This window comes from Hymenobacter radiodurans (assembly GCF_004355185.1).
GTDB classification, from domain to species: Bacteria; Bacteroidota; Bacteroidia; order Cytophagales; family Hymenobacteraceae; genus Hymenobacter; species Hymenobacter radiodurans.
The window spans coordinates 637,013-659,685 of record NZ_CP037922.1; the positions used below are offsets into that span (position 1 = coordinate 637,013).

Annotated in this window: 22 protein-coding genes, 4 tRNA genes and 1 pseudogene; 23 read left to right on the plus strand and 4 right to left on the minus strand. The window is 50.1% G+C overall.

Going from position 1 to position 22,673, the window contains the following annotated elements; translation table 11 throughout:
- Nucleotides 1–4: 4 nt before the first annotated feature.
- On the minus strand, nucleotides 5–391 hold the full coding sequence (locus EPD59_RS03805) for a hypothetical protein (RefSeq protein WP_133271631.1): 387 nt from the start codon (nucleotides 389–391) through the stop codon (nucleotides 5–7).
- 359 nt (nucleotides 392–750) lie between these two features.
- Here EPD59_RS03805 and EPD59_RS03810 point away from each other — a divergent pair, with 359 nt between their 5' ends.
- The 10 genes and pseudogenes from EPD59_RS03810 to nadD all read left to right on the plus strand — a co-directional run bounded on the left by EPD59_RS03810 (nucleotide 751) and on the right by nadD (nucleotide 8,392).
- On the plus strand, nucleotides 751–1,491 hold the full coding sequence (locus EPD59_RS03810) for a DUF4397 domain-containing protein (RefSeq protein WP_133271632.1): 741 nt from the start codon (nucleotides 751–753) through the stop codon (nucleotides 1,489–1,491).
- 124 nt (nucleotides 1,492–1,615) lie between these two features.
- Complete coding sequence (ahcY, locus tag EPD59_RS03815; RefSeq protein ID WP_133271633.1) at nucleotides 1,616–2,926, plus strand: adenosylhomocysteinase; 1,311 nt, start codon at nucleotides 1,616–1,618, stop codon at nucleotides 2,924–2,926.
- A gap of 166 nt (nucleotides 2,927–3,092) precedes the next feature.
- Complete coding sequence (locus tag EPD59_RS03820; protein WP_133271634.1) at nucleotides 3,093–3,860, plus strand: glycosyltransferase family 2 protein; 768 nt, start codon at nucleotides 3,093–3,095, stop codon at nucleotides 3,858–3,860.
- Nucleotides 3,857–4,468: a glycosyltransferase family 9 protein gene (locus EPD59_RS03825; RefSeq protein ID WP_133271635.1), complete on the plus strand. Its 612-nt coding sequence runs from the start codon at nucleotides 3,857–3,859 to the stop codon at nucleotides 4,466–4,468. Before EPD59_RS03820 ends, EPD59_RS03825 begins: the two co-directional genes overlap by 4 nt.
- Nucleotides 4,408–4,899 carry a glycosyltransferase family 9 protein gene (locus tag EPD59_RS03830; RefSeq protein WP_165963467.1) on the plus strand — a complete coding sequence of 164 codons (492 nt, stop codon included), beginning with the start codon at nucleotides 4,408–4,410 and terminating at the stop codon, nucleotides 4,897–4,899. The genes EPD59_RS03825 and EPD59_RS03830 overlap by 61 nt, the downstream gene beginning before the upstream one ends.
- 4 nt (nucleotides 4,900–4,903) lie before the next feature.
- Nucleotides 4,904–6,211 (plus strand): O-antigen ligase family protein, encoded by a 1,308-nt coding sequence (locus EPD59_RS03835; RefSeq protein ID WP_133271637.1) that lies wholly within the window; start codon nucleotides 4,904–4,906, stop codon nucleotides 6,209–6,211.
- A gap of 76 nt (nucleotides 6,212–6,287) precedes the next feature.
- A pseudogene (locus tag EPD59_RS03840) lies at nucleotides 6,288–6,931 on the plus strand (sigma-70 family RNA polymerase sigma factor).
- 22 nt (nucleotides 6,932–6,953) lie between these two features.
- Nucleotides 6,954–7,238: a hypothetical protein gene (locus EPD59_RS03845; RefSeq protein WP_133271638.1), complete on the plus strand. Its 285-nt coding sequence runs from the start codon at nucleotides 6,954–6,956 to the stop codon at nucleotides 7,236–7,238.
- Between the two features lie 9 nt (nucleotides 7,239–7,247).
- Nucleotides 7,248–7,832 (plus strand): guanylate kinase, encoded by a 585-nt coding sequence (gene gmk / locus EPD59_RS03850; RefSeq protein ID WP_133271639.1) that lies wholly within the window; start codon nucleotides 7,248–7,250, stop codon nucleotides 7,830–7,832.
- On the plus strand, nucleotides 7,829–8,392 hold the full coding sequence (nadD, locus tag EPD59_RS03855; RefSeq protein WP_317128447.1) for a nicotinate (nicotinamide) nucleotide adenylyltransferase: 564 nt from the start codon (nucleotides 7,829–7,831) through the stop codon (nucleotides 8,390–8,392). Before gmk ends, nadD begins: the two co-directional genes overlap by 4 nt.
- A gap of 93 nt (nucleotides 8,393–8,485) precedes the next feature.
- Here the strand turns inward: nadD and frr are convergent, their stop codons facing one another.
- The 3 genes from frr to EPD59_RS03870 all read right to left on the minus strand — a co-directional run bounded on the left by frr (nucleotide 8,486) and on the right by EPD59_RS03870 (nucleotide 10,495).
- A complete protein-coding gene (frr, locus tag EPD59_RS03860) occupies nucleotides 8,486–9,049 on the minus strand; it encodes a ribosome recycling factor (protein WP_133271640.1) in 564 nt (187 codons plus the stop codon).
- 97 nt (nucleotides 9,050–9,146) lie between these two features.
- Nucleotides 9,147–9,923 carry a UMP kinase gene (pyrH, locus tag EPD59_RS03865; protein WP_133271641.1) on the minus strand — a complete coding sequence of 259 codons (777 nt, stop codon included), beginning with the start codon at nucleotides 9,921–9,923 and terminating at the stop codon, nucleotides 9,147–9,149.
- Nucleotides 9,924–9,991: 68 nt separating this feature from the next.
- On the minus strand, nucleotides 9,992–10,495 hold the full coding sequence (locus EPD59_RS03870) for a biotin/lipoyl-containing protein (protein ID WP_133271642.1): 504 nt from the start codon (nucleotides 10,493–10,495) through the stop codon (nucleotides 9,992–9,994).
- 97 nt (nucleotides 10,496–10,592) lie between these two features.
- Between EPD59_RS03870 and EPD59_RS03875 the strand changes: the two genes are divergently transcribed.
- From EPD59_RS03875 to rpoB, 13 genes are all read left to right on the plus strand, one after another.
- Complete coding sequence (locus EPD59_RS03875; RefSeq protein WP_133271643.1) at nucleotides 10,593–13,193, plus strand: M1 family metallopeptidase; 2,601 nt, start codon at nucleotides 10,593–10,595, stop codon at nucleotides 13,191–13,193.
- A gap of 252 nt (nucleotides 13,194–13,445) precedes the next feature.
- Nucleotides 13,446–13,528: transfer RNA gene (locus EPD59_RS03880), tRNA-Tyr, on the plus strand.
- A gap of 95 nt (nucleotides 13,529–13,623) precedes the next feature.
- A tRNA-Gly gene (locus EPD59_RS03885) sits at nucleotides 13,624–13,696 on the plus strand.
- A gap of 70 nt (nucleotides 13,697–13,766) precedes the next feature.
- Nucleotides 13,767–13,838, plus strand: a tRNA-Thr gene (locus tag EPD59_RS03890).
- 173 nt (nucleotides 13,839–14,011) lie between these two features.
- Entirely contained in the window at nucleotides 14,012–15,202 is a 1,191-nt protein-coding gene (tuf, locus tag EPD59_RS03895; protein ID WP_133271644.1) for an elongation factor Tu, read from the plus strand.
- 117 nt (nucleotides 15,203–15,319) lie between these two features.
- A tRNA-Trp gene (locus EPD59_RS03900) sits at nucleotides 15,320–15,390 on the plus strand.
- A 51-nt stretch (nucleotides 15,391–15,441) separates the two neighbouring features.
- Nucleotides 15,442–15,636: a preprotein translocase subunit SecE gene (secE, locus tag EPD59_RS03905; protein WP_133271645.1), complete on the plus strand. Its 195-nt coding sequence runs from the start codon at nucleotides 15,442–15,444 to the stop codon at nucleotides 15,634–15,636.
- A gap of 11 nt (nucleotides 15,637–15,647) precedes the next feature.
- Entirely contained in the window at nucleotides 15,648–16,208 is a 561-nt protein-coding gene (gene nusG, locus EPD59_RS03910; RefSeq protein ID WP_133271646.1) for a transcription termination/antitermination protein NusG, read from the plus strand.
- 129 nt (nucleotides 16,209–16,337) lie between these two features.
- On the plus strand, nucleotides 16,338–16,781 hold the full coding sequence (gene rplK / locus EPD59_RS03915; RefSeq protein WP_133271647.1) for a 50S ribosomal protein L11: 444 nt from the start codon (nucleotides 16,338–16,340) through the stop codon (nucleotides 16,779–16,781).
- Between the two features lie 21 nt (nucleotides 16,782–16,802).
- The gene (gene rplA, locus EPD59_RS03920) at nucleotides 16,803–17,498 is read left to right on the plus strand and encodes a 50S ribosomal protein L1 (protein ID WP_133271648.1); all 696 of its coding nucleotides are present in this window, start codon (nucleotides 16,803–16,805) and stop codon (nucleotides 17,496–17,498) included.
- Between the two features lie 17 nt (nucleotides 17,499–17,515).
- Complete coding sequence (gene rplJ / locus EPD59_RS03925; RefSeq protein ID WP_133271649.1) at nucleotides 17,516–18,070, plus strand: 50S ribosomal protein L10; 555 nt, start codon at nucleotides 17,516–17,518, stop codon at nucleotides 18,068–18,070.
- Nucleotides 18,071–18,138: 68 nt separating this feature from the next.
- On the plus strand, nucleotides 18,139–18,519 hold the full coding sequence (gene rplL, locus EPD59_RS03930) for a 50S ribosomal protein L7/L12 (protein ID WP_084445969.1): 381 nt from the start codon (nucleotides 18,139–18,141) through the stop codon (nucleotides 18,517–18,519).
- A gap of 203 nt (nucleotides 18,520–18,722) precedes the next feature.
- Entirely contained in the window at nucleotides 18,723–22,613 is a 3,891-nt protein-coding gene (gene rpoB / locus EPD59_RS03935) for a DNA-directed RNA polymerase subunit beta (RefSeq protein ID WP_373285324.1), read from the plus strand.
- The last annotated feature ends 60 nt before the right edge of the window (nucleotides 22,614–22,673 follow it).

The window sequence follows — 22,673 nt, forward strand, 5'->3', positions numbered from 1 at the left end:
CAATCTAGCGCAAATTCCAGCGCAATGCGAGCTGAGGTTGGCCAGTAGGAGCCGCCGTAAGACCCACAGCCGTGGGCGATACACGCTGGAAAAGGCTCCCCCGCGCTGCTGGCCAGCCAGCATTATGAGCTTCTACTGCGCGCTGAAAATGGGTATTAGTGTTACGGCTAATGAATACGTTTGCCAGCAAACTGGCAGCGGCCACCCCAATAGCCACCTTCTGCGGATTGCTAAAATAGCGCTGCTCGCCTTCGCCAGCCAGCACCTGCTGACCATAGAATCCTAAGGCACCCACAAAGGTCAGACGCTCCGCCAAAAACAGCCATTTCTGCTGCCGGTAGCTATTTAGGTGCTCCAGAGCCTGGGTGTTACCGGCCAAATAAGGACGCAAGCGCTGCCCAAAAAAGCCAGCATTCTGGTACTCATTTGTGCCCTGGGGGCAAAATAGAAGTTCTTTTGAGAGCCGTTCAGGCCACGGCCTTGGTCCTCGGGGCTGAGGCGTAAAATGGTAGGCGTTTGCTGGGCTTGTGCAACACTAAATACCAGCAAGAAGCTGAGCAATAAGGCAAAAGAACGAAAAGGGTGCATATTCATAGGAGCAGTAAGCAGCAATAGGTAGGGAAAGGTAATTGACTACAGGGCGGCGGAATTAGTTCAGTGAGAGCAAAATCTTTCAACCGCTAACTCAACAAAAGGGCCAAGCTCTACGTTCTGAGGCCAGTTTACTTAGGTTCCACATTTAATTTGCTTATGACAACTCTCGCAACTGCTTTTCGCCGCTACCTCCTGCTGGCTGCAATGCCTGCCGCCGCGCTAGCCTTCTCCGGCTGCGGCGACGATGATGACAATGGTCCGGGTAATGGCCGAGTAATGGCTGTACACGCTGCTGCCTCCGCCAACGTGCGCGTAAAAGTGCTGATCAATAATTCGGAAGTAGGTCAGCTTAACTATGGCCAGAATTCGAGCTACCTGAATGCTCCAGCTGGCGCACAGGAAGTAAAGATTAACGTTGCTGCTTCCGACCAGAACGCTGCAACGCAGACCGTTACTATTGAGCGCGACAAGAATCAGTCACTGTTCGCCTACGCTCCCAGCACGACTGCGAATGCAGTTGCTCTGCTCGCGGTATCCGATGATTTGACTGCTCCAACAGCAGGAAAGGCCAAAATCCGGTTGGTTCATCTGGGCCAGGGTGCTCCTAGCCCCGTAAACTTGGCGCAGGCTTCGGCATCGGGCGCTCCGGTGAACGTTATTCCTACGGTAGCATTTCCGACGGCTTCAGCTTTTGTAGAGATAACGCCCGGTGATTACAACTTTGTAGTGACGAACAGCACCAATGCCACGGTAACCTCAGTTGGCAACGGCACGGGCGCAGGTACCGGCACCCGGAACTATGCGGTCGGCAAAATTTACACCGTGCTTGTACGCGGCGTAGCCAGCAGCCTCGATCAAACCTTGCAGCCGAGAGCAACGGTAATTGAGAATAACTAGCTCAGCAGCAGCTACTAATTAGCTCTAAAAGAACCTGTTCCTTATCGGAGCAGGTTCTTTGTTTTTCATCTCCAACTAACAATTTGATTACCTTTGCAGTTGAATAGCAAAAAAACACTATATCATGGTTGATACGACCTACGTTCCTTACAAAGTAAAAGACATGTCGCTGGCCGAATGGGGCCGCAAGGAAATCCGTTTGGCGGAGGCTGAAATGCCGGGCCTGATGGCTTTGCGCGAAGAGTTTGGTGCTTCGCAGCCGCTGAAGGGTGCCCGCATTGCTGGCTGCCTGCACATGACTATCCAGACCGCCGTACTCATCGAGACGCTTATCGCGCTGGGTGCTGACGTAACTTGGTCATCGTGCAATATCTTCTCTACTCAGGACCATGCTGCCGCTGCTATTGCTGCTGCGGGCATCCCGGTCTATGCTTGGAAGGGCATGAATGAGGAGGAGTTCAACTGGTGCATCGAGCAGACCCTGTATTTCGGTGCAGATCGTCAGCCCCTGAACATGATTCTGGATGATGGCGGCGATCTGACTAATATGGTCCTCAACAACTTCCCTGAGTTGGCTGCTGGCATCAAAGGCATTTCTGAGGAAACCACTACCGGCGTATTGCGTCTGTTAGATCGGGTAAAGAATGGCAGCCTGCTCATGCCTGCCTTCAACATCAATGACTCTGTGACCAAGTCGAAGTTCGACAACAAGTATGGTTGCAAAGAGTCGGCAGTAGACGCTATCCGCCGGGCAACTGACGTAATGATGGCTGGCAAAATTGCCGTTGTAGCTGGTTACGGCGACGTAGGAAAAGGTACGGCTGCTTCGCTGCGCGGTGCTGGTGCTCGCGTTATCGTTACCGAGATTGACCCAATTTGCGCACTGCAGGCTGCTATGGACGGCTACGCGGTGAAGAAGATGGCGAACGCCATCAAAGAGGCCGACATCGTGGTAACGGCTACCGGCAACTGCGATATCATCACCGAAGAGCACTTCCGCGCGCTGAAGGACAAGGCTATCGTTTGCAACATCGGTCACTTCGACGATGAAATCGATATGGCTTGGCTCAATGGCAACTATGGCCACACCAAAGACACAGTGAAGCCCCAAGTTGATTTGTACAACATCGACGGCAAAGAGGTCATCATCTTGGCCGAAGGCCGCTTGGTGAACTTGGGCTGTGCTACAGGCCACCCTTCATTCGTGATGTCAAACTCGTTCACCAACCAGGTATTGGCGCAGCTAGAGTTGTGGCAGAACGCTGACCAGTACGAGAACAAAGTATACACGCTGCCTAAGCACCTCGACGAGAAAGTAGCTTATCTGCACTTGGCCAAGATCGGTGTAGAATTAGATGAGTTACGGCCGAAGCAGGCTCAGTACATCGGTGTAGATGTACAAGGCCCGTTCAAGTCGGACTTGTACCGCTACTAGGATTCGGTTTAATTAATAAAAAAGCCCCCAGATGATATCTGGGGGCTTTTTGTTGTTTTAATACATTCTGCCAAAACCCTTATACCTGCTTTGCCTTCTTATTCGAGCATTATAGATTTAACAGAAAAGGCCAGCGCTATGCAATCATTACAGATATTTGCCCCCCATGTCCCTTTCTCTCTCCGTCGTCATTATTACGTTCAATGAAGAGCGCAACATCGGCCGATGCCTGGATGCACTTGGCGACATTGCCGATGAAGTAGTAGTAGTTGATTCCTTCTCGACTGATGAGACGGTAAGTATCTGTGAGAGTCGGCAGGCCCGGGTTGTTCAGCAGGCTTTTGCCGGCTACGTGGAGCAGAAGAATTTTGCCACGGCCCAAGCTCGCTTTGATTATGTGCTCCAACTCGATGCCGATGAGGTGCTGACGGAGGAACTGCGCCAAAGCATTCGGGAAGCGAAACAGAATTGGCAGGGTGCGGGCTACACCTTAGCTCGGCTCACCAACTATTGTGGTACCTGGGTGCGCCACGGTGGCTGGTACCCCGATCGCAAGCTACGCCTCTACGACCGGCGCTTGGGGCGCTGGACTGGCTTGCTTTTGCACGAGCGCTACGAAGTGACTGTGGGGCAACATGTCGGTGCATTATCGGGCGACTTACTCCATTACTCTTACGATTCGGTAGCACAACACGTCACACAACTCAACCGTTTTACCAGCATCGCAGCTGAGGAGCTGGCGCTACGCGGAAAGCAAAACGCCACGCTTTTTCATCTTCTGCTCAAGCCTATCTGGAAGTTCGTGCACGGTTATTTTCTGCGTTTGGGCTTTCTCGATGGGTTTGCTGGCCTGTGCATTGCGAGCATTTCTGCGGGGGGCGTTTTTTTAAAATACGCCAAGCTGCGTACTCAGTCTACACCTTCCGCTAAATGAAAACCTTTCTGGTAAGCCGGACAGATGCCATTGGCGACGTGGTACTGACCTTGCCCGTTTGCGGGCAGTTGAAGCGCTTATTTCCGGCGTGCCGGGTCGTGCTAATAGGCCGCACGTACACACAGGCCGTAGCCGAATCCTGTCCGCAGGTGGATGGGTTTATCAACGTAGATGAACTACTAGAAAAGCCCCCCAGCGCACAAGTTGAGTTGCTTAAAGCAGAAGGGGCTACCGCCATTCTTCACGTTTCCCCCAACAAAGCTGTAGCCCGGTTGGCGCAGCAAGCCGATATTCCTGTGCGTATTGGCACGCGCAACCGCTGGTTTCATTGGCTGACTTGCAACCGATTGGTGGCTCTGAGTCGTCGCCATTCTCCTTTGCATGAAGCTCAACTGAATCTTCGTTTGCTGGGTCCGCTTGCTGCTTCAACTGATGGTTTGCCTTTGGCCGAGGTAGCGACTTTAAGTAAGCTGCAGCCAGTTGAAGCGCTGGGGGCTTTTTTCAACAGCTGCTTCGAAATCGTAAAGCGGGCCAGCTCAATATTATTTTGCATCCTAGTTCCCGAGGTAGTGCGCGCGAATGGGGCCTCGATCATTTTGGCACCTTAGCACAGCTACTACATGAGGCTGGGCATCGCGTGTTTATTACGGGCACCGCTGCCGACGGTGAAATGCTGCGTCCGTGGCTAACGGCCCATGCTGCCGCACTTACCGCCGACTTAACTGGACAACTCTCTCTGCCCCAACTTCTGGCATTCATTCACGCGGCCGATGGATTAGTAGCGGCCAGTACGGGGCCTCTACATCTGGCCGCTGCGCTGGGCCGACAAGCACTAGGAATTTATCCACCCCTGCGACCTACGGACCCGGGTCGGTGGGCGCCGCTTGGGCCTCATGCCGAGTACCTCGTGTTCGACCGTCCCAACTGTACCGATTGCCGAGCTCAGCCCGCAGCGTGCACTTGCATACGTGCTATTCAGCCAGCGCAAGTGTTGGCACGTATTTCGGGGTGGCAACCGTTAGCTAGTCCCGCATCCTGATATTTTGGCGCTAATATCTAATTCTGCTCCTCCTACTTCCTCGTTGTCACGCTTGCGGCAAGCATGGCAACAAGGCCGCGTATCGCAATACTTGCTGCTGCTAGCTTGTGTGGCTGGGGTAGCTGGGCTTTTTGCTTCGCGGGCACTAGTCGCCCTGAGCCCGCTGGTAGGTGTGGCAGCTGCCTTAGCGAACCCCAAGGCACGCTTAGCCTTAGTGCCATGGCTGCGCAATAGATCAGCTTGGGGCTTAGCACTGCTGTATCTATTGTTAGTAGTAAGTGGCTTGTATACCGAGGATTGGCCGGTTTGGAAGCACCAGATATATCGGCAGCTTCCCTTGATAGGAGTACCGCTGGCTTTTGCTTTAGCTGTACCACTGAGCGCCCAGCAGCGCTACGCCGTCGGTTGTTTGTTTGTAGCTGGAGCGTCACTAGTAGGTGGTGCTACGGTTATTCGTTATTTGCTCAACCCGCTGGCCAACAATGAGTTGATTATGATGGGTCAAAACACTGCTTCCGTAACGGGTATTTTTCACATTCATTTTGGCCTGATGCTGGCCTTGGCTGCTTACTTCGGTCCATTATTAAGCAGTAGCAGATATGCGGGAAGAGTAGCGCAGGGGCTATTAATTCTGGGGGGCATTTCGGCGGCCGTAGCGCTACACGTTCTAGCTTATCGGACGGGGTTGCTAGTGCTCTACGCCGCTTTATTGGTAAATGGGGTCTTTCTTATTGTAAAGCAGCGGCGTTACCTGTTGGGGGGCATTTTGTTGGCTTTTCTGCTCATTGCGCCTTTCCTAACCTATAACCTCCTAACTTCTTTCCGCTACCGGGTGCTAGGTACAGCCTATGATATAGCGCAGTTTTCGGCGGACCGGGATATCAACGATTTTTCCGTGTCGCAGCGCTTTGCAGCCTGGGAAACGGCCCGCGTCATCACCACTTTCCGGCCGTGGGTGGGCGTAGGCATAGCCGATGTGCGGGCTGAGATGATGCGCCAATACGAGTGGCGTGACTATGGCCTATCACCCGCCAACCGCGTCATGATCCATAATCAGTACCTGCACTACTTGGTAGGCGGTGGCGTAATCGGATTATTTCTTTGGCTACTGGTTCTGCTTGGACCGCTAGCGCAACCTAGTTTACGTAGAAACCCGTACGTGATACATTTCCTGGTTGTAATGGGCACCGGAATGCTGGTTGATTCACTGCTGGAGCTCCAAATCGGCTTCAACTTGTTCGTGTTTCTTTACAGCTTTCTAGTGGTAGCTGGCGAGCGACGCGGCCAAATGGCTGCCGCAAACCTTCCCTAAGCGAACGGGTATAGTAGTATACGTTTCTTGGCTGATTGTCCTTTTTTGGTGATATTCGGCCGTAATTTTAGCCTCCATGAGCGATTCTCCCGAACGGGTACCCAAGCTGAGCAAGGAAGAAAAAGACCGGCGGTTTCAGGCCGAACTGATGCCGGTGCTCGACCCGCTCTACAACTTTGCCTACCGCCTTACTCTCGACGAAGACGACGCCAACGACCTCGTGCAGGAGACCTATTTAAAGGCCTATCGTTTCTTTGAGTACTTCGAACAGGGAACCAACGCGAAAGCGTGGCTGTTTCGCATCCTGAAAAACTCGTTCATAAACGACTTCCGAAAAAGAGTAAGCAACCCGCCAAAGTCGACTACAGCGAAATTGAGGGTTACTACAACACGGAAGATGTGGAGGCCGAGGGCGATGTGGGAAGCACTTCGTCGGATATGCGGCAGCAGTCTGTGCGCGACCTCATCGGCGACGAGGTAGCCAGCGCGCTCAACTCGCTGCCCGTAGATTTCCGCACCGTCATTATTCTCTGTGATCTGGAAGGATTCACTTATGAAGAAATGGCTAAGGTGCTGGATATTCCCATCGGTACGGTGCGTTCCCGTTTGCATCGGGCTCGCAACTTCCTGAAAGAAAAATTAGAGAAATACGCTAAATCAATGGGCTATGGCAACGACGACGAAAACGAAGCTGACGCTCCCAATACAGACGAAGATTAACAATAATACTTCTGGCTCCCTTATGGAAACTACCTCTACCACAGCCCCCAACCAGCAAGCCGCCGCTCCTGGACCTGATTGTGAACGTGTAAACACAATTCTCGACCAAATTATTGTGGGGCAGGATCCTAACGAGGAGGATGAAGAATATTTCATCAATCACGCCGAAGACTGCTCTCCTTGCTTCGATAGCATTGATAAACAGCAGGTTTTCGTTGATTTTATCAATGAGAAAGTAGGTCGTAAGGGTGCTCCTTCTTCCCTTCCCCACACCATCATGGCGAGAGTTCAGGCAGAAATGGCCTAATTTCGCCTCATGCAGGGTAAAATCATCGTGTTTTCGGCCCCTTCCGGAGCCGGCAAAACTACTATAGTCCATCGGCTGCTGGAGCGGATTCCAGAGCTAAGCTTTTCGATTTCAGCCTGTACCCGCGATAGGCGTGGCCGCACGGAGGCGAATGGCAAAGACTATTACTTTATCTCCGTTCAGGAATTTCAGGAGAAAATCCGCCACGATGAGTTTGTCGAGTGGGAAGAGGTATATGAGGGGGCTTTTTACGGCACTCTCAAATCTGAGATTGAACGCATCTGGGAGAGCGGTAAACACGCTGTCTTGGATGTTGATGTCAAAGGAGGGTTGAGTATCAAAGAGTTTTACAAAGACCGCGCATTAGCGGTTTTCGTAAAACCACCTTCGCTGGAAGTGTTAGAAGAGCGACTAAAATCGCGTGCTACCGACTCCGCGGCCAGTATATCGGCTCGATTGTATAAGGCAAACTTCGAACTTACATTCGAGGATCGCTTTGACGTAACCATAGTCAATGATGACCTTGATGAGGCAATGGCGCAAGCTCAAAAGCTGGTGCGTGAGTTTATAACCGCCGAACCTGCTATTCTGTGAGCTTAGCAGCAGAGCAAGAGCATAAAAAGGTAGGATTGCTTTTTGGCTCATTCAATCCTGTTCATACCGGCCACCTCATTTTAGCGCATTTTATGGCCACCCACACCGATTTAGACGCGGTGTGGCTGGTGGTATCGCCCCAGAGCCCCTTCAAAGTTGGTCAGGAAATGTTGCCCGAAGAGGAACGACTAGCGCTAGTCGAGTTGGCTATTGCTGGCAACGACCGACTGCGGGCATTAGATATTGAGGCGCACATGCCGAAGCCCAGCTATACGATTGATACGCTCGATGAGTTAGTTCGGCGTTATCCGCAACATCGCTTTGTGTTATTAATGGGCGAAGATAATCTACCCGATTTACCGCGCTGGAAGCAAGCAGACCGCATTCTGGCCGAACATGAGGTATATGTGTATCCGCGGCCCGATGTGGATTCCACAGAACTGAAAGTGCACCCCAGCGTGCGCGTAGTAGAGGCGCCTCTACTTGACATCTCCGCCACGTTTATCCGTGATTGTGTGCGGGGGGGAAATCTATTCGCTATCTGGTCCCTGAAGCAGTAGAAGATAGAATAATGGCAGCTGGTTATTGGCAGCAATAATAAAAAAGCCCCCCAGATTAGTCTGGGGGGCTTTTTTTATTAAAAGCGACAGAAATCAAACCGTCATAATTTCGGCTTCCTTCTTACTCATCAAATCATCAATTTTGGTGATGTAGCTGTCGGTAGCTTTCTGAACTTTAGCTTCAGCGTCCTTCACTGCGTCTTCCGCAGCGCCCTCTTTCAGCAGCTTGCGCAACGACTCGTTCACGTCTTTGCGAATACCACGAATGCGTACTTTACCACCTTCCGACTCGTTTTTCACCTGTTTCACTAGGTCGCGGCGGCGCTCCTCCGTCATTGGCGGAATGTTCAGGCGAACACCTTCCGCATCCGACTGTGGATTAAGACCTAAGTCACTGTTCTTAATAGCCTTTACGATCTCACCAACGATATTTTTTTCCCACGCTTTGATATAGAGTGAACGAGCATCGGGAGCGGAAATATTTGCTACTTGGCTAATGGGAGTAGGCGTACCATAATAGTCAACCCGGATGCCTTCAAGCATAGCCGGTGAGGCCTTGCCAGCCCGTATGCGACTCAGCTCCAAGTTGGTGTGCTGCAGAGCCTTACCCATTGATTCCTCTGCCTCGCTCAGATAAAACTGAATTTCTTCGTCCATTGTGAAAATATGTAAATGTTAAAAGTTGAGTTCTGAAGAACTGCGAATTAATTTGGCAGTTATTATTCGGCACTCATGATGTCAGGTGTGCGAATTGTTACGCTGGTAAATTCAGGTTAGGTTGTAGGCTGCTGTGCTTGGCATCCAAAATTTGCCCCCCAGCGCCTTCCATCGACACGCGCGTACCGATGTTCTCGCCATCGATTAGCCGTTGCAAGTTGCCGGTTTTGTTCATGTCGAATACAACGATGGGCAGGTTGTTTTCCTTGCAGAGCGTGAACGCAGTCATATCCATCACGTTCAGGTTCTTCTCTATCACCTCATCAAATGAGATTTCGGGGAAGCGCACAGCGGAAGGGTCTTTCTCTGGATCGGCCGAGTAAATGCCGTCTACGCGAGTCCCTTTTAGTACCACGTCGGCCTCAATCTCGATGGCTCGCAACGAAGCTGCCGAGTCGGTTGTGAAGTATGGTGAGCCGATACCAGCTCCAAAAATAACGACGCGGCCTTTTTCTAAATGCCGCAGAGCACGCCGCCGGATGTACGGCTCGCATACCTGCTGAATAGTAAGACCAGAAAGCAGGCGAGTATTCACCTCAAGCTTTTCGAGGGCGCTCTGCAAGGCCATGGAATTGATAACCGTGGCTAGCATGCCCATATAGTCACCCTGAACGCGGTCGAGACCAAAGGTTTCGGCCTGCACGCCCCGGAAGATATTGCCGCCACCAATTACTACCGCTAACTGAGTGCCTGTAGCCGCCACAGCCTTTATTTCTTCAGCGTACTGCATCAGTCGAGTGGCGTCGATACCGTATTGCTGTTGGCCCATCAGCGCCTCACCGCTTAGCTTGAGCAGAATTCGTTTGTACTTCAAAGTGGTGGAAGTTGGTGAATAAGATGCTTACAAAAATGGGTAGCTTCTAATACCCATTCCAAACGCATTTATGTGAACTGTACGAGCACTTGGCCCTTCTGCACGTTATCGCGCAAATTTATTTTAATGGCCCCAATCGTAACGTCGCTTGGGGCTTTTAGGATGTTCTCCATTTTCATCGCTTCTAATACCAGAAGCGGCTCACCCTTTTGTACCGTTTGGCCGGGCTCTACCCGAATATCCACGATCAGACCGGGCATTGGGGCTTTTAACTCGTGCACTTTGTTGGCCGCGGCATTGCTCATGCCCAGCTTATCAAGTAGCAGGTCGAAGCGGTCTTTGGCCTGCACCTCTACGAGCCGATTGTTCAGCTTTAGTTGGATGGTTTTGGCTGCATAATCACTAGTGATTAGCTCAGCAGAATAGGAGCGCCCTTCATAAAGTATGTGATAGCGACCAGAACCTAACGGTACGATATCCCAACTAAATGGCTCGTTATCTACGCTAATAGAGCCGTTGGCTTGGTACTCAATGTCCCATACTTGATTGGGGCCGGTGCGTACTTGCAGCATAGGGGAGGGGCGGTAAAAGACGGAAAGGGGCTTAAAGATAGGCCAAATCTGAAATAATTTCGGAACTTTAGCCATCCTTTCCTTATTGCCACCCAGCATGAAATACTCGGTCCTCGGCGCTCTTAGCCTGGTCCTTACGTGTCACTTCGGGGCTCCGGCTCAGGCGGTGAAATCCAATAAGCCGGCGGCGAATAAGGCTGCTGTAAACAAAAAAGCTTCTTCTTCTGCTTCCTCGCCAGCCGCTCAGACGGCTCCAGTTGCCCCATTGGTAGTACCTTCTTGGCTACCTCCTACCAATCCTGTCCAGCCATCAGCTACTATCATCACCAACGTACTTGATACGAAGCTCGATGTGCGGTTTGATTGGGCCAAACAACAGTTGCTTGGCACTGCTTTGCTCACGCTCCGTCCGCACTTCTATCCCCAGAACCAAGTTGTCCTCGACGCCAAAGGCTTTGATATCAAAAATGTGCGTTTGGTTACGGGCAATAAAGACAAGACGCTTACCTACGGCTACGACAAGCGCAAACTGACGATCAATCTCGACCGGCAGTACACGCGCTCCGAGACATATCAAGTCCGTATCAACTACGTCGCAAAGCCTAATGAACTACCTGCGAATGGTAGCGCCGCTATTACTTCAGATAAGGGTTTATATTTCGTAAACCCGCTCGGCACTGAGAAAAATAAGCCTAAGCAAATCTGGACGCAGGGGGAGACTGAGGCTAACTCGTGTTGGTTTCCGACTATTGATAAGCCAAATCAGCGGATGACCCAGGAAATTGCCATGACAGTGGAGGCGCAGTACAAAACGCTTTCGAATGGTCTGCTGATTTCCTCCAAGAAGAACTCCGATGGTACCCGCACCGATGTCTGGAAACAGTCATTACCCGCTGCGCCTTATTTGACCATGATGGCCGTCGGTAATTTTGCTGTGGTAAGCGACACTTGGAGAGGCAAAGCAGTAGATTATTACGTCGATCCACAGTATCAAAGCACGGCTAAGGCAGTATTTGGGAATACGCCCGAAATGATGGAGTTCTACTCCCAGAAACTTGGTGTTGACTTTCCGTGGGAGAAGTACTCTCAAATCGCTGTGCATGATTTCGTGTCAGGAGCGATGGAAAATACGACTGCTGTTACGTTCGAACAGTCCATCGTACAACGGTCGGCCCGTGATATTCAGGACATGAACTACGATGCCGAGTCGACTATCACCCACGAGCTATTCCACCATTGGTTTGGTGACTACGTTACGAGCGAGTCATGGTCCAATTTGCCCCTCAATGAGTCGTTCGCCGATTACTCGGAGTTTTTGTGGGCTGAACACAAATATGGCGCTGATGCTGCTGCCTTGGTACAGCAGAAAAGCCTAGGTCAATATTTAGACGAAGCAAGAAGTAAGCGCGAACCACTTGTGCGCTATCAATATGCTAGCCAAGAAGATATGTTTGATCGTCATTCCTATAACAAGGGAGGGCGCGTACTACATATGCTTCGTAAACATGTTGGCGACGAAGCTTTTTTTGCTTCTCTGAATCGCTATCTCACCCAGCACAAATACACAGCTGTTGAGCTATCCGAGTTGCGCACGGCATTCGAGGACGTGACCGGCGAGGACTTAATGTGGTTCTTCGATCAGTGGTTTCTACAACGAGGCCATCCCGAGTTGCGTGTTACGCATAGTTACGCTGGGGGGCAAATTGCGCTACGCGTTCAGCAGCTCCAAGACTCTACCTTCTCACCTATATATCGGCTACCCATCACTGTCACAACGTGGGTAAATAATCAGGCTACCGATCATCGGATCGTTATTACGAAAGCCAATCAAACATTTCAACTACCCGCAAGTCAGCGCCCTACTTTAGTTAAGTTTGATTCTGGGGGGCAATTATTAGCGGACATTGATGAAGAGCTAACCCAGGAGGAATTAGTTTATCAATACTATCACGCTCGTAATTATTTGCAGAAATACGAAGCCATCGAAAAGCTGCGCCCCAAGCTAGCAGACTTAGCCGTGAGCGGTATGATGCGCAACGCCCTCAACGATAATTTCTGGGCCGTGCGCCAAGCTGCTGCAGAAGCGTTACGCCGCTATAAAGGAGCGGAAGGCAACGCTGTACGAACTGAACTGCAACGGGTGGCCACTAAGGATAAGAAAAGCCAAGTTCGTGCTGCTGCAATAGCAAGCCTATCTTCCTTTCAAAACGAAGATTTTGGATCTGTATACACAATCGCTCTAGCGGACAGCTCTAATCTTGTAGTTAGTGCTGCCATCAACGCCCTTGCTAAGGCACCTACTATTGAATCGAGGGCACAAATAAATAAGATACAGGAAAAAGCTAGTCCCAGCCTATTAAGTGCCTTGTCGAATTACTATGCTCTTAACGGCAGCGTAGATCAATATCAATGGTATTTAGGCCGTATGAGTGAAGTAAGCGACGAGGATCTGTATGAATCCTACTTGCAGAACTTCGCCACCTTTATGTTACGAATGCCCCCTGTGGAGCGTGACAAAGGAGTACAGCGCTTAGAAAGCTATGCCCGGTCTCACTCACGCGACATCGTTCGGCTCGGCGCATATAAGGCCTTAAGCGCAATGGCTCCTAGCATGCCGACCATAAAAACGCTATTGCAAGACATTCGCACAAAAGAAAAAGACCCCAACTTGAAGACCATGTATACTTTGCTTCAATGATGTGAAGGCAGACCTTTATAGCTCTTACGCAGATAATTGGCTTCGTAAATCAGTAGCTCAAATTCTAGCCGTGGGGGGCAATTTCGAAAGATCGCTCCCCATTGCTAGAAAAAATATTGAAAGCTTTTCGGCTGTGAGCTTGACTTACATCAGAAAGCCGTTAATTTTGCAACTCCTTTTGCCACCCTACCACTTTCAGGTCAGGGTTTTTAAAGGAAAATATTCTCTGCGAATGGTGGAGGAAATATACTTGGGGAGGTTCCAGAGCGGCCAAATGGGACAGACTGTAACTCTGTTAGCGTAAGCTTTCGAAGGTTCGAATCCTTCTCTCCCCACAGAGTAAGTTGAAAAATTCAAGAATTGAGTCTCTAACATGTAGCTATCATGCTGCTTTTGAGGAATCAATTCTTGAGATTTTAAACTTTATATCGCGGGAGTAGCTCAGTTGGTAGAGCGACAGCCTTCCAAGCTGTAGGTCGCGAGTTCGAACCTCGTCTCCCGCTCTTTATCATCTTCTATCAATAACGGTTGGTTGATTAAAGATGATAAGAGGACGATAATGTTTTACATCAAGCCGTTTTAGCTCAGTGGTAGAGCACTTCCTTGGTAAGGAAGAGGTCATGGGTTCAAATCCCATAAATGGCTCTTAATATCTAGTACTAATACCGGCGGAGCAGCGCGACTGCACCGTTTGGATCTTTCAGCAAGGCAAAGCGACATGCAGAAGCTTTTCAAATAGCGCTGCGTTTCGCTTTCTTGTAGGTTAGCTCAGTCGCGTTTTCCTCTTATTACCACTACATTTCTCTAATCTCTTTACAATGGCTAAAGAAAATTTTGATCGTTCCAAACCGCACGTGAACATCGGTACCATCGGGCACGTGGACCACGGCAAAACGACCCTGACCGCTGCTATCACCTCGGTACTGGCGAACAAAGGTTTGGCCGCTAAGCGTGACTTCTCCTCGATCGACAATGCTCCTGAGGAGAAAGAGCGTGGTATCACTATCAACACGGCTCACGTTGAGTACGCTACTGAAAACCGTCACTATGCTCACGTTGACTGCCCTGGTCACGCTGACTATGTGAAGAACATGGTTACTGGTGCCGCTCAAATGGACGGTGCTATCCTTGTAGTAGCTGCTACTGACGGCCCAATGCCTCAGACCCGTGAGCACATCTTGTTGGCTCGCCAAGTAGGTGTACCTCAGTTGGTAGTGTTCATGAACAAAGTCGACATGGTCGACGACCCTGAATTGCTCGAACTCGTTGAGATGGAAATCCGCGAGTTGCTCTCTTTCTATGACTTCGACGGCGACAATATTCCAGTTATTCAGGGCTCTGCTCTGGGTGGCCTGAATGGTGATGCTAACTGGGTTCCTAAGATTGAGGAACTGATGGCAGCTGTTGACAGTTTTATTCCAATTCCAGCTCGTTTAACTGACCTGCCCTTCCTGATGCCAGTAGAGGACGTGTTCTCTATCACAGGTCGTGGTACTGTAGCAACTGGTCGTATCGAGCGTGGTATCATCAACTCTGGTGAGCAAGTTGATATCCTTGGTATGGGCGCTGCTCCTGGTTTGAAGTCGACGGTTACAGGCGTGGAAATGTTCCGCAAAATCCTTGACCGTGGCGAAGCTGGTGACAACGTTGGTCTGTTGCTGCGTGGTATTGAAAAAGAAGCCATCCGTCGCGGCATGGTTATTTGCAAGCCAGGTTCAGTAACTCCTCACCAAAAATTCAAGGCTGAGGTATACGTGTTGTCGAAAGAGGAAGGTGGCCGTCACACTCCTTTCTTCAACAACTATCGTCCTCAGTTCTATCTGCGTACCACTGACGTAACGGGTATCATCACTCTGCCAGAAGGCGTAGAAATGGTAATGCCTGGTGACAACATCACTATCCAAGTGGAATTGATCAGCAAAGTGGCTATGGAGAAAGGTCTACGTTTCGCTATTCGCGAAGGTGGCCGTACTGTAGGTGCTGGTCAGGTGACCGAAATCCTCGACTAATTATTAACAGTCAAGACGATCCGCCTCCGATTTTTCGGGGGCGGATTTGTTTTGAACCTATATTACCTTACATTTGCACTCCCAATTGAGACATTTGTTTCGTGGGGTGCATTTTTTACGGGCGTAGTTCAAGGGTAGAATAGAGGTCTCCAAAACCTTTGATGGGAGTTCGAATCTCTCCGCCCGTGCAAAAAGGTCGTTTGTGCGGCCAATCTTTAAAGCCTAACCTGGCTCCAGACATGAGTAAGCTGACAAATTACATCCGCGAGACTACTGAGGAGATGCGCTACAAAGTAACGTGGCCTTCTTTTGAGGAACTGCAGAAAAGTGCCGGTTTGGTACTACTTGGCTCACTCATCTTTGCTGCTGTTGTTGGTCTGATGGACTTAGTGTTCAACACAGGCTTGGAAGCTTTCTACAATTCATTCCGTTAATCGGCTGATCAATGGGAGAATTGAAGTGGTATGTAGTTCGCTCTGTGAGCGGACAAGAAAAGAAAGCTAAGCAATATCTGGAAACGGAGCTTGGCCGACACAATCTGACGGAAATGGTACCACAAGTGCTAATTCCTATTGAGAAAGTGTTCGAAATGCGTAATGGTAAGAAGCGTGTTCGGGAGCGTAACCTGTACCCAGGTTATATTATTATCCATGCCGATCTGACCCACGGTGAGGTTGATCATATCATCACTAGCACTCCAGGAGTCATTGGTTGGGTAGGCGATAAGGACAGTAAGACTGCTTCCAGCAAACCCGCCCCGCTACACATCTCAGAAGTTAACCGCATTCTGGGCATTGTAGATGAACAGGAGGAGCAAACCGCATCCCTAGAGACTCCTTTCATTACTGGTGAGCTAGTAAAAGTGATTGACGGCGCATTCAGTGGTTTCTCGGGTACAGTTTCCGAGGTATTTGAAGAGCGTAAGAAGCTTAACGTAATCGTTAAAATCTTCGGTCGTAGCACTCCAATGGAGTTAAGTTACACTCAAGTAGAAAAAGAATCATAGTATATAAGATCTTATCGTCGCTGGCTAGTCGCTTCGAGCCAGTGATGCTTCCACATAGTAACTCGAAGCAAATTTTAAACTGAGGGCCCATGGTGTTACGACCTGCAAGCCCGAAGCCTTTTAACACCAATGGCCAAAGAAATTAGAGGTTATCTGCGATTGCAGATAAAGGGAGGCGCCGCGAATCCTTCGCCGCCGGTTGGACCTGCACTTGGTAGCAAAGGCCTTAACATCATGGAGTTTTGCAAGCAGTTCAATGCTCGCACCCAGGATAAGGCCGGCCAAGTATGTCCCGTTTTGATCACCATGTACACCGACAAGTCATTTGACTTCGTGGTGAAAACGCCCCCCGCGCCGGTATTGCTGCTCGAAGCTGCAAAAATCCAAAGTGGGTCGAAGGAGCCTAACCGTAATAAGGTAGGCTCGGTTACTTGGGATCAGGTGCGCCAGATTGCTGAAACCAAAATGACTGACCTCAACGCATTTAAAATTGAGTCAGCTATGAAGCTTGTGGCTGGTACAGCCCGTAGCATGGGTATCACTGTCAAGGGCGATTCTCCCTTTGCAAACTAACTTTTAAACCTAGAAAATCTCATGGCAAAAGTTAGCAAAAAACGCAAGGAAGCCCTTGCCAAGCACGACCTGACGCAAGTACGTTCACTGGTTGAGGCAGCGAAAATAGTAAAGGACATCACCTATACTAAGTTCGACTCATCCGTTGACATCGACGTGCGTCTGGGCGTTGACCCCCGTAAAGCTGACCAAATGGTGCGTGGCGTAGCCACATTGCCCCACGGTACCGGCAAAACCGTTCGTGTACTAGCTCTAGTAACGCCCGATAAAGAAGCCGAAGCAACTGCTGCTGGTGCTGACTTTGTTGGTCTTGATGACTATATCTCGAAAATCGAGAAAGGCTGGACTGACATCGACGTGATTATCACGATGCCCTCAGTAATGGCTAAAGTAGGTCGTCTGGGTCGTGTGCTCGGTCCTCGTGGCTTAATGCCCAACCCTAAGTCGGGTACTGTTACCACTGACGTAGCTAAGGCTGTTCAGGAAGTGAAAGCTGGTAAAATCGACTTCAAAGTTGATAAAACTGGCATCATTCACTGCAGCGTAGGCAAAGTATCTTTCGACGACAACAAACTCGCCGAAAATGCTTTCGAGGTAATTCAAACGCTAACGCGTCTGAAGCCTTCATCGGCTAAAGGTACTTACATCAAGAGTATTACGCTTTCGAGCACGATGAGCCCGGCTGTTCCGGTAGACACGACGGTAACTTCCGCCTAACTAACTGACGACGAACTATGACTCGGGAAGAAAAACAAGACCTCGTCAACGAGTTGAGCGAAAAGTTTCAATCGCACAACGCGTTCTATATCACGGACGCTTCTACAATGTCCGTAGCGAAGATCAACGATTTCCGTCGCCTGTGCTTCAACCGCGGGATGGAGTACAAAGTGTACAAGAACACGTTGATCCGCAAAGCTCTCGATACCCTCGGTGGCGATACCACCGAGATGGATGAGGCTTTGAAAGGCCAATCAGGCATCCTGTTCTCGAAAGAGTCAGGCAATGCACCAGCCAAATTGCTGAAGGATTTCTACAAGCAGCAGAACTACAGCAAAACTGCAGTTCCTAAGCCAGCCCTCAAGGGGGCATATATTGACAGCGGCGTTTATGTCGGTGTTAATCAGCTAGAAATGCTTAGCACTATCAAAGGCAAGCAGGAACTTCTCGGTGAAATCATTGGGTTGCTGCAATCGCCTGCTAAGAATGTTATATCTGCTCTATCGAGTGGCGGCAGCAAACTGGCTGGTATCCTCAAAACACTTTCCGAAAAAGAAGAGGTTGCAGGCTAACCGCTGCTCATCTTTTTCACTTTCAATTTCCAAACGATTCAATAACCTTTTTTTAACAATCTACAGAAATGGCAGATTTGAAAGCATTCGCTGAGCAGCTCGTTAGCCTGACGGTGAAAGAAGTAAACGAACTGGCTACTATCCTGAAGGACGAGTACGGCATTGAGCCTGCTGCGGCTGCTCCAGTAATGATGGCTGGCGGTGGCGGTGGTGCTGCTGCTGAAGCTCCCGAGGAGAAAACCTCGTTCGACGTAATTTTGAAGGCTGCTGGCGGCGCTAAGCTGGCTGTAGTTAAATTGGTAAAAGACCTGACTGGTCTTGGCTTGAAAGAAGCTAAAGAACTAGTTGATGGTGCTCCTAAGCCTTTGAAAGAAGGTGTTACCAAAGACGAAGCCGACACGCTGAAGAAGCAACTGGAAGAAGCCGGCGCTGAAGTAGAAGTTAAGTAAGCTGCGGCCCGCTTTTTCTCCTATAAACTTGGATAGGCCTGGCAACTAAGCCAGGTCTTTTCCTGTTTGTAGGCTATAAGTTTTAATAAATTGCCCCCCAGCGCCGCATTGCGGCTTTTCGTGCCTACGGGTACGTAGGTGGGAATGGTCAGGTTGACCAGAGTTAGTAAGCTTCAGTGTCCATTTCTTAAGACCCAAACGCATTGGCTACACCGAAAGCAGAGGCTTTGCAGAAAGCCGTTGAGCGAATCAATTTCGCCAAGATTAAAAAAGTTATCGAGTATCCGGATTTCTTGGACGTGCAGTTGCAGTCGTTCCAAGATTTCTTCCAGTTGGAGACTGCGGCCGAAAGCCGTGCCGATGAAGGCCTGTTCAAGGTGTTTGCGGAGAACTTCCCAATCTCGGACTCGCGCGAGAATTTTGTGCTACAGTTTATGGATTACCACGTCGACCCGCCGAAATATTCGGTCGACGAGTGTATTGACCGTGGCTTGACTTACTCCGTACCGTTGAAAGCTAAGCTCCGTCTTATTTGCAACGATACGGATAACGAAGATTTTGAGACGATTGAGCAGGAAGTGTTTTTGGGAAATATCCCTTACATGACCGAAAAGGGCTCTTTTGTGATCAACGGTGCCGAGCGTGTTATAGTATCACAATTGCATCGTTCACCAGGTGTGTTCTTTGCGCAGAGCAAGCACACCAACGGTACTAAGCTGTATTCAGCGCGTATCATCCCGTTCAAAGGTTCGTGGATTGAGTTTGCCACAGACGTGAACAACGTGATGTACGCCTACATCGACCGTAAGAAGAAATTTCCGGTAACAACTCTGCTCCGTGCTATCGGCTACGGAACTGACAAAGACATTCTCGACCTGTTTGGTTTGTCGGAGGAGGTAAAGGCAGAGAAGAAAAGCTTGAAGAAGGCAGTAGGCCGTAAGTTGGCTGCTCGGGTTCTACGCACCTGGACTGAAGACTTCGTAGACGAGGATACTGGTGAAGTAGTGTCGATCGATCGTAACGAAGTTCTGTTGGAGCGTGACTCCACTATTCAAGAAGAGGACATCGATGTAATCCTCAACGCGGGCCCCAAGTCCATCATTCTTCATAAGGAGAATGTGAATATTGCGGACTTCGCTATTATTTATAACACCCTACAGAAAGACAACTCCAACTCGGAGAAGGAAGCTGTGGAGCAAATCTATCGTCAGCTCCGTAATACAGAAGCTCCTGACGAAGAAACTGCTCGTGACATCATCCAGAAACTGTTCTTCTCTGATAAGCGCTACGACCTCGGCGACGTTGGTCGTTACCGCATCAATAAGAAACTAGGTCTTGATAAGAACTGGGAAGCCCGGGTATTGACTAACGAGGACATTGTTCTCATTGTCAAGTACCTGATCGGTCTTATTAACTCGAAGGCAGTAGTCGATGATATTGACCACTTGTCTAACCGCCGGGTACGTACGGTAGGGGAGCAGCTTTATGCCCAGTTCGGCGTGGGTTTGGCCCGTATGGCGCGTACTATTAAGGAGCGTATGAACGTGCGCGACAACGAGGACTTTAAGCCAGTTGATCTAATCAACGCTCGTACGTTGTCGTCGGTTATTAACTCCTTCTTCGGTACGAACCAGCTTTCCCAGTTCATGGACCAGACTAACCCATTGGCTGAGGTGACGCACAAGCGTCGCGTATCGGCACTGGGGCCAGGAGGTCTGTCGCGTGAGCGTGCTGGTTTCGAAGTACGTGACGTACACTATACCCACTACGGGCGTCTGTGCACGATCGAAACTCCTGAAGGACCAAACATCGGTCTGATATCTTCACTCTGCGTTCACGCTCGCGTGAATGGTATGGGCTTTATCGAAACTCCTTACCGTGCTGTAAAAGAAGGTAAGGTAGACGTAAGTCATGAGGTGAAGTACCTGACCGCTGAAGAAGAAGACACTCACCACATCGCGCAAGCTAATGCCCGTATTGATGATAAGGGCAACTTCTTGTCAGAATTGGTAAAAGGCCGCTTCGAAGGCGACTTCCCGGTGGTAGAGCCGGCGGAGTACTCTTACATGGACGTTGCGCCAAACCAAATTGTATCGGTAGCTGCCTCGCTGATTCCCTTCTTGGAGCATGATGATGCCAACCGCGCACTGATGGGCTCGAACATGCAACGTCAGGCTGTGCCGCTGCTCCGTCCTGAGGCTCCTATTGTGGGCACAGGCTTGGAAGGTCGTACTGCTATTGACTCACGCACGCTGGTTGTCGCTGAAGGTGATGGTGAAATTGATTATGTAGATGCTAATAAGATCATCGTTCGCTATGATCTGACTGCTGAAGATGTGCTTGTAAGCTTCGATGCCGAGCGAGTGTCATATGATCTGATCAAATTCCGTCGTACTAACCAGGACACTTGCATCAACCTCACGCCGCTGGTGAAGAAAGGTCAGCGCGTAACGAAGGGCGAGCCGCTATGTGAGGGTTATGGCACGAACAAGGGTGAGCTAGCTCTCGGTCGTAACATGCAGGTGGCCTTTATGCCATGGCAAGGCTATAACTTCGAGGATGCCATTGTAATCTCGGAGCGTGTTGTTCGCGACGACATCTTCACTTCTATCCACATTGAGGAATTCGAACTGGAGGTTCGGGAGACGAAGCGTGGTGAGGAAGAGTTGACTTCGGAAATCCCGAACGTGAGCGAAGAAGCTGTTCGTAACCTCGACGACAACGGTATCATCCGTCTGGGCGCAGAGGTGAAGGAAGGCGACATCCTCATCGGTAAGATTACTCCCAAGGGTGAAACTGATCCAACGCCTGAAGAGAAGCTCCTCCGCGCCATCTTTGGTGACAAAGCTGGTGATGTGAAAGACGCTTCGCTTAAGGCGCCGCCATCCTTGAATGGTGTGGTTATCGGTACAAAGCTGTTCTCGCGTCCCAAGAAAGACAAGAATTTACGCGCGAAGTCGAAGAAGGAAGTAGAAGAGTTGAAAGACCGCTATGCCCAAGAGCTTCGTAGTGTGAAGGCAGTAATGGTTGACAAACTGGTGCAGCTTCTAGAGGGTAAAACCTCTCAGGGTGTAAAGCACAAATTTGGCGATGAGATCTTGTCCAAAGGTGTGAAATTCGGTAAGAAGAACGTCACCGAAGCGCTCTTCCCCGAGAAGAACCCTTATAAGGATGAGAGCAACTATGCTGTACCGGAAGAGGTAAACATGTTCAAGGATCTAATCCTAGAGAACTGGACTGCCGATGAGAAAGTGAATAGCATGCTGCTTCAATTGGTGAAAAACTACGCCAAGCGTCGCAACACTATCACGGCTCGTTTCAAGCGCGACCGGTTTACCCTGGAGGTAGGTGATGAACTTCCCGCAGGTATCGTACAGCTGGCCAAAGTATACATTGCCAAGAAGCGCAAGCTGAAGGTGGGGGACAAAATGGCTGGTCGTCACGGTAACAAAGGGGTTGTAGCCCGCATCGTGCGCGATGAGGACATGCCTTTCTTGGCTGATGGTACGCCAATGGATATTGTGCTCAACCCGCTCGGCGTACCAAGCCGGATGAACATCGGTCAGATCTATGAGACTGTACTTGGTTGGGCTGGCTTGAAGCTAGGCCGTACCTACGCTACCCCAATTTTCGATGGTGCTACCGAAGAGGAAGTATCACGTGAGTTGGCAGAAGCTGGACTGCCGCACTTCGGTCGCTCCTACCTACACGATGGTTTAACTGGTCAGCAGTTCGACCAGCCGGTGACCGTGGGCGTTATCTATATGCTGAAACTGGGTCACCTAGTTGATGATAAGATGCACGCTCGTTCTATCGGACCATACTCGCTTATTACCCAGCAGCCGCTAGGTGGTAAAGCACAGTTTGGTGGACAGCGCTTCGGCGAGATGGAAGTGTGGGCGTTGGAGGCCTTCGGTGCGTCGAACGTGCTACAGGAAATCCTGACGGTGAAGTCGGACGACGTTGTCGGCCGGGCCAAAGCGTACGAAGCCATCGTGAAGGGCGACGTGCTACCCAAGCCAAATATCCCTGAGTCATTCAACGTACTTATTCATGAGTTGCGTGGTCTGGCGCTGGAAATCACGCTTGACTAATTAGAAAAGGCGCGGTTTGCTTCCAAGCAATTGGAACGGGCCGCGCCAGCTCTAGTGTTA

What these genes read in the sequence shown, in the direction of transcription:
- EPD59_RS03810 (WP_133271632.1), top strand. Translation starts at nt 751, where the DNA reads ATGACAACTCTCGCAACTGCTTTTCGCCGCTACCTCCTGCTGGCTGCA.
- ahcY (WP_133271633.1), top strand. Translation starts at nt 1,616, where the DNA reads ATGGTTGATACGACCTACGTTCCTTACAAAGTAAAAGACATGTCGCTG.
- EPD59_RS03820 (WP_133271634.1), top strand. Translation starts at nt 3,093, where the DNA reads ATGTCCCTTTCTCTCTCCGTCGTCATTATTACGTTCAATGAAGAGCGC.
- EPD59_RS03825 (WP_133271635.1), top strand. Translation starts at nt 3,857, where the DNA reads ATGAAAACCTTTCTGGTAAGCCGGACAGATGCCATTGGCGACGTGGTA.
- EPD59_RS03845 (WP_133271638.1), top strand. Translation starts at nt 6,954, where the DNA reads ATGGAAACTACCTCTACCACAGCCCCCAACCAGCAAGCCGCCGCTCCT.
- gmk (WP_133271639.1), top strand. Translation starts at nt 7,248, where the DNA reads ATGCAGGGTAAAATCATCGTGTTTTCGGCCCCTTCCGGAGCCGGCAAA.
- frr (WP_133271640.1), bottom strand. Translation starts at nt 9,049, where the DNA reads ATGGACGAAGAAATTCAGTTTTATCTGAGCGAGGCAGAGGAATCAATG.
- EPD59_RS03870 (WP_133271642.1), bottom strand. Translation starts at nt 10,495, where the DNA reads ATGCTGCAAGTACGCACCGGCCCCAATCAAGTATGGGACATTGAGTAC.
- EPD59_RS03875 (WP_133271643.1), top strand. Translation starts at nt 10,593, where the DNA reads ATGAAATACTCGGTCCTCGGCGCTCTTAGCCTGGTCCTTACGTGTCAC.
- tuf (WP_133271644.1), top strand. Translation starts at nt 14,012, where the DNA reads ATGGCTAAAGAAAATTTTGATCGTTCCAAACCGCACGTGAACATCGGT.
- secE (WP_133271645.1), top strand. Translation starts at nt 15,442, where the DNA reads ATGAGTAAGCTGACAAATTACATCCGCGAGACTACTGAGGAGATGCGC.
- nusG (WP_133271646.1), top strand. Translation starts at nt 15,648, where the DNA reads ATGGGAGAATTGAAGTGGTATGTAGTTCGCTCTGTGAGCGGACAAGAA.
- rplK (WP_133271647.1), top strand. Translation starts at nt 16,338, where the DNA reads ATGGCCAAAGAAATTAGAGGTTATCTGCGATTGCAGATAAAGGGAGGC.
- rplA (WP_133271648.1), top strand. Translation starts at nt 16,803, where the DNA reads ATGGCAAAAGTTAGCAAAAAACGCAAGGAAGCCCTTGCCAAGCACGAC.
- rplJ (WP_133271649.1), top strand. Translation starts at nt 17,516, where the DNA reads ATGACTCGGGAAGAAAAACAAGACCTCGTCAACGAGTTGAGCGAAAAG.
- rplL (WP_084445969.1), top strand. Translation starts at nt 18,139, where the DNA reads ATGGCAGATTTGAAAGCATTCGCTGAGCAGCTCGTTAGCCTGACGGTG.